General features: G+C 52.7%; 15 protein-coding genes and 1 CRISPR repeat array. Of the genes, 10 read left to right on the forward strand and 5 right to left on the reverse strand.

Annotation, left to right across the window (positions count from 1 at the left end; translation table 11 throughout):
• Positions 1-6: 6 nt before the first annotated feature.
• Positions 7-649: direct repeats of the CRISPR family, unit length 30 nt; unit sequence GTTGCAATAAGACTCTAGGAGAATTGAAAG.
• Between the two features lie 7 nt (positions 650-656).
• The gene (locus tag MVK46_RS04000) at positions 657-1,304 is read right to left on the reverse strand and encodes a PHP domain-containing protein (RefSeq protein ID WP_297535361.1); all 648 of its coding nucleotides are present in this window, start codon (positions 1,302-1,304) and stop codon (positions 657-659) included.
• Positions 1,305-1,425: 121 nt separating this feature from the next.
• Between MVK46_RS04000 and MVK46_RS04005 the strand changes: the two genes are divergently transcribed.
• From MVK46_RS04005 to MVK46_RS04040, 8 genes are all read left to right on the forward strand, one after another.
• On the forward strand, positions 1,426-1,854 hold the full coding sequence (locus MVK46_RS04005) for a cobalamin B12-binding domain-containing protein (RefSeq protein ID WP_297535374.1): 429 nt from the start codon (positions 1,426-1,428) through the stop codon (positions 1,852-1,854).
• A 40-nt stretch (positions 1,855-1,894) separates the two neighbouring features.
• Positions 1,895-2,863 carry a methylmalonyl Co-A mutase-associated GTPase MeaB gene (gene meaB / locus MVK46_RS04010; protein WP_297535375.1) on the forward strand — a complete coding sequence of 323 codons (969 nt, stop codon included), beginning with the start codon at positions 1,895-1,897 and terminating at the stop codon, positions 2,861-2,863.
• Between the two features lie 4 nt (positions 2,864-2,867).
• Positions 2,868-3,272: a methylmalonyl-CoA epimerase gene (mce, locus tag MVK46_RS04015; protein ID WP_297535362.1), complete on the forward strand. Its 405-nt coding sequence runs from the start codon at positions 2,868-2,870 to the stop codon at positions 3,270-3,272.
• 116 nt (positions 3,273-3,388) lie between these two features.
• Entirely contained in the window at positions 3,389-3,829 is a 441-nt protein-coding gene (locus MVK46_RS04020; protein ID WP_297535363.1) for a DUF835 domain-containing protein, read from the forward strand.
• Between the two features lie 44 nt (positions 3,830-3,873).
• Positions 3,874-7,437 (forward strand): chromosome segregation protein SMC, encoded by a 3,564-nt coding sequence (smc, locus tag MVK46_RS04025; RefSeq protein ID WP_297535364.1) that lies wholly within the window; start codon positions 3,874-3,876, stop codon positions 7,435-7,437.
• A 2-nt stretch (positions 7,438-7,439) separates the two neighbouring features.
• A complete protein-coding gene (locus tag MVK46_RS04030; protein ID WP_297535365.1) occupies positions 7,440-7,853 on the forward strand; it encodes a HEPN domain-containing protein in 414 nt (137 codons plus the stop codon).
• Positions 7,831-8,262 carry a nucleotidyltransferase domain-containing protein gene (locus tag MVK46_RS04035; protein ID WP_297535366.1) on the forward strand — a complete coding sequence of 144 codons (432 nt, stop codon included), beginning with the start codon at positions 7,831-7,833 and terminating at the stop codon, positions 8,260-8,262. Before MVK46_RS04030 ends, MVK46_RS04035 begins: the two co-directional genes overlap by 23 nt.
• Positions 8,263-8,264: 2 nt before the next feature.
• Positions 8,265-8,930, forward strand: a complete 666-nt coding sequence (locus MVK46_RS04040; RefSeq protein WP_297535367.1) for a ScpA family protein — start codon at positions 8,265-8,267, stop codon at positions 8,928-8,930.
• Here the strand turns inward: MVK46_RS04040 and MVK46_RS04045 are convergent.
• The 4 genes from MVK46_RS04045 to MVK46_RS04060 are packed head-to-tail and all read right to left on the reverse strand — an operon-like array spanning position 8,927 to position 10,571.
• Positions 8,927-9,385 carry a PIN domain-containing protein gene (locus MVK46_RS04045; RefSeq protein ID WP_297535368.1) on the reverse strand — a complete coding sequence of 153 codons (459 nt, stop codon included), beginning with the start codon at positions 9,383-9,385 and terminating at the stop codon, positions 8,927-8,929. The genes MVK46_RS04040 and MVK46_RS04045 overlap by 4 nt on opposite strands.
• Positions 9,370-9,591 carry a hypothetical protein gene (locus tag MVK46_RS04050; protein WP_297535369.1) on the reverse strand — a complete coding sequence of 74 codons (222 nt, stop codon included), beginning with the start codon at positions 9,589-9,591 and terminating at the stop codon, positions 9,370-9,372. The genes MVK46_RS04045 and MVK46_RS04050 overlap by 16 nt, the downstream gene beginning before the upstream one ends.
• Before the next feature lie 22 nt (positions 9,592-9,613).
• Positions 9,614-10,099: a hypothetical protein gene (locus MVK46_RS04055; protein ID WP_297535370.1), complete on the reverse strand. Its 486-nt coding sequence runs from the start codon at positions 10,097-10,099 to the stop codon at positions 9,614-9,616.
• Positions 10,074-10,571, reverse strand: a complete 498-nt coding sequence (locus MVK46_RS04060) for a hypothetical protein (protein ID WP_297535371.1) — start codon at positions 10,569-10,571, stop codon at positions 10,074-10,076. The genes MVK46_RS04055 and MVK46_RS04060 overlap by 26 nt, the downstream gene beginning before the upstream one ends.
• A gap of 91 nt (positions 10,572-10,662) precedes the next feature.
• Between MVK46_RS04060 and MVK46_RS04065 the strand changes: the two genes are divergently transcribed.
• Both MVK46_RS04065 and MVK46_RS04070 read left to right on the forward strand, forming a co-directional pair.
• Positions 10,663-11,022, forward strand: a complete 360-nt coding sequence (locus tag MVK46_RS04065; RefSeq protein WP_297535372.1) for a DUF5658 family protein — start codon at positions 10,663-10,665, stop codon at positions 11,020-11,022.
• 12 nt (positions 11,023-11,034) lie between these two features.
• Positions 11,035-11,872: DEAD/DEAH box helicase (locus tag MVK46_RS04070; protein ID WP_297535373.1), on the forward strand; the 838-nt coding region annotated here is incomplete at its 3' end.

Consider the following 11,872-nt stretch of genomic DNA (forward strand, 5'->3'; position numbering starts at 1 on the left):
TCCCGAGTTGCAATAAGACTCTAGGAGAATTGAAAGTCTTCAAATCGGGCAAGATGCGAGAATAGGCCTCGTCGGTTGCAATAAGACTCTAGGAGAATTGAAAGGACGGTTTATTGCGTCAATTAAGGGTCTGTCGAAGGCGTTGCAATAAGACTCTAGGAGAATTGAAAGCGTTGCCCTCACGGCGTCGGCGTTGAAGTATTTTTGTTGCAATAAGACTCTAGGAGAATTGAAAGTCATGCTCCTAATGACTTTCGTTAATGACGCCTACGTCGTTGCAATAAGACTCTAGGAGAATTGAAAGGCGAACTCGACCGGGAGCCAGACACGGCTGATGATGTTTCCGGTTGCAATAAGACTCTAGGAGAATTGAAAGAGGTTCAGGCGGGTTCTCTACATGCGCGGTCTCGCCGTGTTGCAATAAGACTCTAGGAGAATTGAAAGTTGGTTGGCCCGAAGGCCTCGAACGCCCGCGCCATCGTTGCAATAAGACTCTAAGAGAATTGAAAGAGAACTTCCAGCTAAATATCTTCCTCTTTTCGCCCTTGGTTGCAATAAGACTCTAGGAGAATTGAAAGCTATCTCATCAGGAGCGTCGTCATACTCGCCAACTGCCCATGTTGCAATAAGACTCTGGCACAACTGAGAAAAAGTCCTCAAAGAAACTCCTCGAAGAGTAAGTCCTCCTTTCTCCCGCCGGCTTTTCTAAAAACCTTTTCGCTCCAGCTGATATCCCCCACCCTTGACGGCCTGTGGGCGTCGCTTGCGAACGTCAGCTTTATGCCCCTCTTTACGCACTCCCTAATGAACTCCAGCTCAGGCACCCTGTAGGCGGAGCTTATCTCAAAGGCCTTTCCGTTCTCCTCCGCCAGTTCGAGGATTTCCTCAAGCTCTTCCATGCTTGGGAACCCTGCGTACGGAAAGCTCGCCCCGAAATGGCCTATCACGTCAACCTTTTCGTCCATGAGGGCTTCCCTTACCAGCTCGAGATACCTTTCAGGCCTCTCGACCCATTCGTGGACGCTCGCTATCACGAAGTCCAGTTTTTTGGCCGCCCATTCGGGGACGTCGACGCCCCCATCAACGGCGTTCCCCTCAAGACCCGCGAGGACGACCGTCTCCGCCTCCCCCTTCCAGCGCCCGATTTCCCTTACGTACGACTCAAAGTTCCCGTTCAGGACGTAGTGGCTGTGGTCGGTTATCGCGACGAGCGATAGACCCTTTCTCTCGGCCTCCTGGATGTTCTCGAGGACGCTTCCAATCCCGTCGGAGTAGAGAGTATGGGTGTGGGTGTCGTGTCTCATGGTTCGAGCTTTCTGTGGGAGCTTAAAAAGGCTTGTGGACAAAATATCCAAAGTAAAGTTAAACCTTGAGTTTTGACAACCTTTAAATACGACAAGGGAGAAACCTTAGCCGGTGGTGTCAATGGTCGAGCGCTCAAAGGTTCGCGTCGTCATAGCGAAGCCCGGTCTTGACGGTCACGACAGGGGAGCCAAGGTTGTGGCGAGGGCCCTGAAGGAGGCCGGATACGAGGTCATCTACACGGGAATCAGGCAGACACCGGAGCAGATAATCGAGACGGTCATCCAGGAAGATGCCGCTGTTCTTGGTATAAGCATCCTCTCCGGCGCGCACATGGTTCTGATTCCGAAGATTATCAAGCTCCTCGAGGAGAGGGGCATAAAGCCGAACGAGGACATCGTAATCTTCGCCGGCGGAATAATCCCGCCCGACGACGCGGAGGAGCTGAAGAAGATGGGCGTTGCGGAGGTCTTTGGACCGGGAACGCCCCTGAGAACGGTTATAGAGTTCGTTGATAAAGCCGTTCAGAACCTCAAGAGGTTTAAGGCTTAACTTTATATCCCTCTCCTGGATAATTTCTCCAGTGATGAAAATGGAGAGCCTTGATTCCCTCGTTCAATCCGCCCTCTCCGGAGATAAGAAGGCCATAGCAAGGCTGATAACCCTCGTTGAAAACGACGAGGAGAAAGCCAGGGAAATCATCCGCAGGATTTATCCCCACACGGGCAGAGCCTACGTCGTCGGCATAACGGGTCCGCCCGGCTCTGGAAAGTCCACCCTTCTCGACAAGCTCATCAAGCTCGCCAGAAACGAGGGGCACAAGGTTGGGGTCATAGCGATAGACCCGACGTCGCCCTTTACCGGGGGTGCGCTGCTCGGCGACAGGCTGAGGATGCAGAGGCACTCAACCGACCCCGGCGTCTTCATCAGGAGCATGGCGACGCGCGGTTCCCTCGGCGGTCTGGCGAAAGCTACTAACGACGCGGTTAAGGTTTTAGACGCTGCCGGCTACGACCTGATATTCGTCGAGACCGTTGGAGTCGGGCAGATTGAGGTTGACATCGTCAAGACAGCAGATACGGTCGTTCTCGTAACCGTTCCGGGCCTCGGCGACGAGGTTCAGGCAATTAAGGCCGGCCTCATGGAAGTTGCTGACATATTCGCCATCAACAAGGCCGACAGGGAAGGCGTTGAGATGGTCCACCTTGAGCTCAAGATGGCCCTCGAGTTCGAGAGGGAGAAGTGGAAGCAAATCGGCTGGGAGCCGCCGATAGTCGAGACAACAGCCTTCACCCTCAAGGGCGTCAGACCCCTCTGGGAGGCGATAAAGAGGCACAGGAAGCACATGGAGGAGAGCGGAAGGTTGAGGGAGAGGAGGGCCTTCCGCGCGAGGGAGGAAGTGAAGACGATTATCGCCTCAACGGTGGCGAGGAAGGTCGAGGAGAGGCTTGAAAGGGGCGAAGCAGGGGAGCTGATTAACGAAGTCGTTGAAAGGAAGCTGGACCCGTACTCAGCGGCTCAAATCGTGATGGAGAAGCTTAAGGAGGACCTCTGGAGGTGATTGCATGTTTAAGAAAATAGACCACGTTGGTATAGCCGTTAAGAACCTGGAAGAGGCGGTAAAGGTTTGGGAGGGCCTCGGCTTGAAAGTTGAGGAAATCGAGGAAGTGCCGGACCAGAAGGTTAGAACAGCGATAATCCGCATCGGCGAGAGCAGGATTGAGCTTTTGGAACCCACGGCCGAGGACTCGCCGATAGCGAAGTTCATAGCCAAGCGCGGTGAGGGAATACACCACATTGCTTTAGGCGTTACGAACATCGAGGAGCACCTCAAGGAGCTCAAGGAGAAGGGTTACAGGCTCATAGACGAGGAACCGAGGTTAGGTGCCGGCGGAGCCAAGATAGCCTTCGTCCACCCGAAGGCCGTGACAGGTGTGCTTCTCGAACTCTGTGAGAGGGAAGTTGAGTGAATTTTATTTTTTCACATATTTGCAAACGTAAAACTTAACAAAACGCTTATAAAGAATCCTATTTTATCACTGATTGTGCCTTTTTAATCATACAGACATCGAAAAGGAGCGGAGTGATGCCTATGTTCCTCCGGGGGCGAAGGCCCCTTCAGAAAGGTTCGAGAGTCGTTGGAGCGGGGGAGCTCATGAGGATACTTCGAAGCAATCCCCTGAGGAGAAAGCTCCTTATAACCCGGAAGGTTCCCTTCTACAGCGGTAGTCCCAGCGGAAACACGAGCGTGATATGGCTGAGCAAAACTGGGCACCCGCTGGCCGTTAATCCCCGGGACCTCCACGTTATCGAGCAGATGATTTGGGACATCCTTAGGAACGAAAACGTCGATTTAATTTTGGACGCCGTTGAGTATCTGATACTTGAAAACGGCCTCGAAGCAACGCTGAGGTTCGTCGGAAAGTTGCGTGACATGGCCGTCCTCTCAAACTCGGATTTTTATGTCGTTACGAGCGATGCCCTCGACGAGAGGACCCGTTCCCTTCTCCGGAGGATAGTTGAGTGAGGTTTATATACAATCTCCTCAACTTTTTTCCTCAGGTGTGAGCGATGCCTTACATTGAGAAGATAGAGATGAAGGGCTTCAAATCTTACGGTAACAAAAAGGTTGTTGTTCCCCTCGCGAGGGGATTCACAGCTATAGTCGGTGCCAACGGTTCTGGGAAGAGCAACATCGGCGACGCCGTTCTCTTCGTTCTCGGCGGCCTCTCGGCCAAAGCGATGCGGGCCAGCAGGATAAGCGACCTAATCTTTGCCGGCTCAAAGGGTGAGCCTCCGGCCAAATACGCCGAGGTCGCAATGTATTTCAACAACGAGGACAGGGGCTTTCCGGTTGATGAGGACGAGGTTGTTATAAAGCGGCGCGTCTATCCAGACGGGAGAAGTGCCTACTGGCTCAACGGGAAGAGGGCGACGAGGAGTGAAATTATAGACCTTCTAAGCGCGGCGATGATTTCGCCTGAAGGCTACAACCTCGTTCTTCAGGGTGATATAACGAAGTTCATCAAGATGTCGCCGACTGAGAGGAGGCTGATTATAGACGAGATATCCGGAATAGCGGAGTACGATTCAAAGAAGGAGAAGGCTTTGGATGAGCTCAAGCGGGCGGAGGAGAACCTTGCGCGCGTTGATTTGCTCATAAGGGAAGTTAAAGCCCAGCTCGACAAGCTTGAGAAGGAGAGGAACGACGCCCTGCGGTACCTCGACCTGAAGGAGCGCGTTGAAAAGGCCAAGGTTACGCTCCTCCTCGGTGAGATAAAGCGGCTTGAGAGGATTATAGAGGAGGGGAGCACCAGGGACAGGGAAATCGAGGCTGAAATTGAAGCTCTGAGCGTCAGACTCAAGGACATAGCGAAGGAAATAGTGGCAAAGGAGAAAGAGCTGGCTGAAGTTGAAAGGGAGCTTGAAGAGAAGAGCGAGGACGGAATCCTTGAGGTAACGAGACGCATAAGCGATGTTAAGTCGAAGATTGAGATGGCGAAGAAGAACATCGAGAGCGCGAAGCGGGAAATTGAGGAGAGCCAGAGGAGGCTGAAGAGGGCCAAGGATGAACTCAAGAGAATCAGTGAAGAGGTAGAGAAGAGCAGGAACGCGATAAAGCGCTGGTCGAGCAGGAGGGAGAAGCTTCTGGCCGATATAAAGACGCTTGAAGCGAGCAGGAACGAACTTGTTGTAAAGCTCGGCGAGATTGACAGGCGCTATTCCCTCGCGAGGGAGGAGTTCGACAAGGTGGTTGAAGAGCTTGAAGAGACCAAAAAGAACCTCTACATGAAGGAGAGCGAGATTGAGAAGTTCACCGAGGAAATCGAGAGGGCCAGAACAAGGATAACGCAGGCCAACCTTAAGAGAAATGCCCTCCGGGAGAGGATTGAGGAAACCAAGAGGGCCTTTGAGGAGAAGCGCTCCGAGCTTTCGGAAGTTGAAGGAAAGCTCTCAAAGGCGGAAGCGAGGCTCAGGAAGCTTGAGAAGGAGCTTGAGGAAAAGACTGCAAAGCTCAGGAAGCTCGAGCCCGAGCTTGCAAAGGCCAAGGAGGAACTCATAAAGGCCGAAGCCCAGAGGGAAGTCCGCGGAAACAGGGCCGTGGAGTTCCTTAAGAAGAGCAACATCCCCGGTTTGTACGGCACGCTCGGCGAGCTGATAACCGTTAAGGACGGGAGATACGCTCTGGCGGTCGAGGTGGCCCTCGGAGGGAACTACGACAACGTGGTTGTTGAGGACGACAGCGTAGCCGAAAAGGCCATAAAACTTCTCAAGGAGAAAAAACTCGGAAGATTGACCTTCCTCCCGCTCAACAAGATAAAGCCCCGCTCGATGAGGGAAAAGCCTTCCTTAGGAATCCCTGCCATGGACGTCGTGAGCTACGACCCGCGCTTCAGGAACGCGGTAGCTTACGCCCTCGGAGATACTCTCATCGTCGAGAACATGGAGGAAGCTAGAAGCGTCGGCATAGGAAAGGTCAGAATGGTAACCCTCGGCGGTGAGCTGCTCGAGAGGAGCGGTGCAATAACAGGTGGCCACTACAGGCCACGGGGCAGGCTGATTAATACTGATGAGATTAAGGCAAAGGTGGAGAGGCTTGAGCGCGAGAAAGAAAAGCTGGAGGCAGAGGTAAACTCGCTGAAGGCCGAGATGAAGGGGATAGAAAATACTCTCTTCGAGCTCCGCATGAGGAAGAGCGAGCTGTCGAAGGACTTGCAGGTTCTTCAGCGCGACCTTGAGAGGCTTCTTGCAGAGGACAAGTCCCTGAAGGAAGAAATCGAGGAGAGCGAGAAGCTCATAGAGACACTCACCGCGAAAATCGAAGAGGCAAAGGGCGAGATGGCGAAGCTCCGGGGAAGGATTGAGAGGCTCGAGAAGAAGAGGGAGAAGCTCAGGAAGGCCCTCGACAACCCCGAGGCGAGGGAATTAAACGCGAGGATTAGGGAGGTTGAGGGTCAGATTGCAAAGCTTAAGGAAGAACTTAGCAGGGTTGAGAGCAAGCTCGAGAGCCTTGGGAGCAGGATAAACGAGGAGCTCCTGCCAAGGAAGGCCGACCTCGAGGAGGAAATCGAGGGCTTAATCAACAGGATAAACGCCCTCCAGGCCAACATAAAGGAGAACGAGGAGGCAATAAAGAAGTTTGAAGCCGAGCTCGAGGAGCTGAAGAAGGCCGAGGAGAACGTGAAGGACGAACTGAAGGAGCTCCGCGAGAGGCGTGAGAGGCTGAAGAAGGAGATAGCCGAGCTGAGGAAAGAGAAGGACGAGCTGAGCTCAAAGCTTCAGGAGCTTCGCATAGAGGCCAACACCCTCAAGATAAAGCTCGCGCAGGCCGAGGCGACGCTGAAGGAAAAGAGGGCCGAGCTAAGGCACTTCGACGCGAAGCTAATTAAGTCGATAAAGGAAATCCCGCTGGAGCTTGAGGCATTGAGGGAAGAGATTGAGCGCATGGAGGAGGAGATACGCGCCCTCGAACCGGTAAACATGAAGGCCATCGAGGACTTCGAGGTCGTTGAGAGAAGATACCTCGAGCTCAAGAGCAAGCGCGAGCAGGTTCTGGCCGAGAAGGAGAGCATAGAGGAGTTCATCGAGGAGATAGAGGGCCAGAAGAAGCAGGTGTTCCTGCAAACTCTTGAAGCCATAGCGAAGAACTTCTCGGAGCTGTTCGCCAAGCTCTCGCCTGGAGGGGAGGCAAGGCTAATCCTTGAGAACCCAGAGGACCCGTTTGAGGGTGGTCTTGAGATCGAGGCGAAGCCCGCCGGAAAGGATGTGAAGAGGATAGAGGCGATGAGTGGGGGCGAAAAGGCGCTAACGGCTCTGGCGTTCGTCTTCGCAATACAGAGGTACAAGCCGGCTCCCTTCTACCTCTTCGACGAGATAGATGCCCACCTCGACGACGCCAACGTCAAGCGCGTCGCGGATTTGATTAAGGAAGCTTCTCGGGAGAGCCAGTTCATAGTTATAACCCTCAGGGACGTCATGATGGCGAACGCCGACAAGATAATAGGGGTGAGCATGAGAAACGGTGTCTCCAAGGTAGTTTCGCTCAGCCTTGAGAAGGCAATGAAGCTCATAGAGCAGGCCAGAAGGAAGAGCGATGAGGAGCACAGGGAGATGTTCGGTCATCTGGAGGGCTGAAGATGTTCGACGAGGAGGAATACAAAAGATGGATGGACCAAGCGAGGTACACGCTTAAGAGCGCAGAGAATGATATGAGGGCAGGATTTTACTCATGGGCATGCTTTAAAGCACAACAGGCTGGAGAATACGCCGTTAAGGCTCTACTATACGGAATGGGTGTAATGGCTTACGGACACTCGATAAAGAAGCTCCTTGATGTGCTGTCTCAGAAAATAGACGTTCCTAACGAACTGTTCAACAAGGCAAGGCTCCTCGACAGACATTACATACCGCCACGATATCCAGATGCGTATATCGAGGGTTCCCCCTACGAGTACTACGGCGAGAATGACGCTGAGGAGGCAATAAACTCGGCAAGAGAAATAATGGAGTTCATCGGGAGGCTTGTCAATGAGAAGATTAAAAAACCCTGAGAAAATCCCATACTGGAAGGAAGTTCAGCAGTACGTCCAAGACATCACCGAAGTACTCAACCCGAAGCTGATACTTCTCCACGGCTCAATAGCGAAGGGAACTTTTGGAATTGGAAGCGATGTTGACCTTCTCGTAGTTGCTGAAAGCCTTCCTAAAAATCCTAACGAACGACTTAAACTCCTCTACTCCCTTGACAGAACGAGGGCACCCATCGACCCGAAGGCGTACACCCCAACGGAAGTTCTAAAGATGCTCAAGAAGGGGCATCCTCTCCTAATGGATGCGCTGGAGGATGGAATAATTCTTCACGCAGATGAAAGCTACCTCCGCGAACTTGTGAAGGCGTTCCAGTTCACAAAGAAAAAATACAGGCGCTTTGATAGGGGCTGGGTTCGGGTGGAGGGCTGAGGATGGAGTCGAGAAGGGAAGAGGAAATCACCCCGATTGATATACTGCTCCAGCTCGTCCAGATGGGAAAAGTTGACCCCTGGAACATAGACATCGTTGACCTGACCGAGAAGTACATCCAGCGTTTGAGGGAAATGAGGGAGCTGGATTTGCGCGTTTCAGCGAGGGCAATTTTAGCCGCTTCAATACTCGTGAGGATGAAGAGCGAGGCCCTCTTGAGGGGGGACGAGGAAGAGAGTAAGGAGAAGGGAGAGGAGCGCATAAGGGTTGAGGTTGAACCCCTAACCCCTCCCCTCAGGAGGGTCGAGCGCTACTACACCTTCGACGACCTTGTGGAGGCCCTGATGGACGCCCTTGAAGAGGCCGAGAAAAGAAAACCCAGAAAGAAGAAGCGTGAGGAGATTGAAGAGGAGGTTTTCGTCGTTGACGATTTCCGCGTTGACATTGAAAAGCACGTCAACAGGCTCTACGAGATAGTCAGAAAGCTCTACGAAGAAACGGGAAGGCCTATAAGGTTCTGGGACTTGGTTTTTGACCCGAGTCCGAAGATAATAGCGAGGACGTTCCTCTACCTGCTCTTCCTCTCGAACATGGGGAAGGTAGAGCTCATTCAGGAGGAGCCCTTCGGGGAGATCCTGGTAGTGCCCATCAACGAGAACCCCGCCTAGTACCGTTCCTTTATCCATTTTATGAACTCAACGGGAGTCATGACATGAATGCCCGCATCGCGAAGCTTGCCGGTGGCATAATCTGAAACGTTCCATGTCAATATTATGACATTTTCGTACCTTTCTTTAAGCATCAAAGCACAGGCAACAAAGGGCGCATCCCCAATGTCGTGAACGTACTCTTCAGAAGAGACTTTATAGTCGGAGAGCTGAAGACTCGATACCAAAACCATAGGCTCAAAGATTATCCCCATGGCCATTTTAATCTCCTCTGGGCTTAACTTTGCCTTTCTAGCAAGTTCACCTAGGTGGTTGAAAACCTCATCAACAACGACCTGGGGATAGAAAAAGGGAACCAGTTCAGGATACAGTGTGAGAACGTACCTGTTGATACCTCCTGATCGGATTAACGATGCAAAGACAACGTTTGTATCAACGACTACAGCGATCTCCATGCCGCTTTCCCCACTTTCTTCGAAATCTCCTTAACGTCCTCAGGCTTAAGCTCCGAATTCAGGGATATAGCCTCCAAGATAAGAAGTCTCTGAACGGCACGAATTAGCCTTTCTTCGGGAATCCCTCTGATCCGCGCCAGAATCTTGAACTCCTGAGGAATAGGTACCTCAACAGTGGAGGGAGTGACATCCCCACCTGTGCTCACTTCGCATCCCTCGATAGAACTGCTACCATAACTTCTTAACGTTTTCCTCTTCGTTATTCATTCCCGATGCACCTTGAAAACGTTTGTTTCCATCTTGACCAAGATCACAGCCGGCCAGCATGAGGGAAGAGAGAACCTTTTTGGCCTCGTTTTCGCTTATCCTTCTTTCTTCGATCGCCTTCTGGAGGAGGTACTCTATCATGAAGCACTGAGCCGGGAGGAGGGGATTTCTGGTTAGAGCGTAGCTCTGCTCCCTCTTGAACATGAAGTGCCAGTCGAGCTCGGCCAAGAGCACGAAGCCGATGACGGCGAGGGTGTAGGTGACTCCCACGAACTCCCGGAAGCTGAACCTGGAGGCTATCCAGGGAACTGAGTAGAGCTCCTTGGCGAACACGAAGAGGATCATGAAGCTGTTCGCTATGCTGAGGTAGCTCGCGGCCCTCGTTATCTTGAGCTTCCACAGGACGATTCTATCCCGGGCTTTAACGAGGCTTTTTGCCCTCATCATCGTTCTCACCCGAAGGGGCACTCTCAACGCCAGCGATAAAGTTTTCTGATGGCGTTCTCTCCTCTCTCTTAGCCGGTCTCAGCGTTATCGCGAGTAGAGGCTCCTCGCTTCCCACGTAGAGGCTTCTCTTCTCTCTGTTGAGATAGAAGCAGTAGCAACCTTCCGGGAGGAGCTTTAGAAACTTTCTCGGGATGGTTCTCATGGCAATCTTTCCATCGGGGTAGACGCACTCGTATTCCCCATCCACGTTTCTAACCAAGTTCGCAATCTCGCCGAGGGTCAGCCTTTCGCAGGGCAACTTAACGCAGACAAGGCTCTTTCCTCCTTTCGTGAATATAACGACGTTCTCCTTAACCTCGATTCTCTTAGCTCCATCGAGGAACTTCCAGAGGCTCTCGTATATTCTCTCAAACTTCCTCCGCTTTGACAGCCTCTTTGCTATTCTCTCCCTTGCGTGTTTCGTAAGCAACATCCGGGCCACCCCGTCGCTACATATGTAGATACACATGTAGGTTCGAACGAGTTCGGTAGGTATTTAAGGAATCGAACCCAGGTATAAAACGATGAGGGTCTGGAAGTACGCCTTGGTGTTCGTCCTGCTGTCGGCGGCAGACGCCGTAACAACGTGGTTAGGCGTGAGGCTCGGCTTCGTTGAGTCGAACCCCCTCCTGGCGAGGAAGCTCTCGGAACCTCTGCTCTTCTTCGGGAGCTACGCCTTTTACACGGGGCTTGGGGTTCTCATAATAGCCCTCTCGCTGAGGCTCTCGAGAGCGTTTCCGGCCTTCAGGGCCATACCCTTCGTCCTGATTGTCTTCAAGGCGCTTCCCGTCATCAACAACGTTCTCCTGCTCTCCGGAGTATCGGGTGGCATTCTGGCAACGGTAACGAGGCCCCTGTTGGAGAAGCTTTTTATGGTTGGTTGAGATGTTCCAAACATGAGCTATCTCCGCAGGGATTTAATCGAGCCCCGCGTTTACCAGGAGGTCATCTACGCCCGCTGTAAGGAGCGGAACTGCCTCGTTGTCCTGCCCACTGGCTTAGGAAAGACTCTCGTAGCGATGCTCATAGCCGATTACAGGCTCTCCAAATACGGGGGGAAGGTCCTGTTCTTAGCCCCAACCAAACCGCTGGCGATGCAGCATGCCGAGAGCTTTAGAAAACTCTTTAGACTTCCTCCCGAGAAGATTAACGTCCTCACCGGCGAGCTTTCCCCGGAGAAGCGCGCTGAACTCTGGAGAAAGAGCGTGGTAATTACCGCAACACCTCAAACCGTTGAAAACGACATCCTAACGGGCAGGATTTCGCTTGAGGACGTCGTCCTGCTCGTCGTCGATGAAGCCCATCGCGCGGTTGGCAACTACGCCTACGTCTTCATAGCGAGGGAGTACCTCAAAACCGCAAAGCACCCGCTCGTCCTCGGATTAACTGCATCGCCCGGTAGCGACGAGGAGAAGATTCGCGAGATAGTGGAGAACCTCGGGATAGAGCGCATAGAAGTTAGAACCGAGAGCTCGCCGGATGTTAAGCCCTACGTCCAGAGGATAGCCTTCGACTGGGTTAAGGTTGAGTTGCCGGGAATCTACAAGGACGTAAGAAAAATCCTGCGTGAGATGCTCAAGGAGAGCCTCAAACCCCTCGCCGATGCCGGGCTCGTAAGCTCCTCCTCACCGGATATTCCAAAGAGGGAAGTCCTTCAGGCGGGCTCGAAGATAAACCAGGCGATGGCCAAGGGGGACCACTCCATTGGCTACCTCAAGAAGCACCAGGCCAAGG

It is taken from the genome of Thermococcus sp. (assembly GCF_027066465.1).
Taxonomy (GTDB): domain Archaea; phylum Methanobacteriota_B; class Thermococci; order Thermococcales; family Thermococcaceae; genus Thermococcus.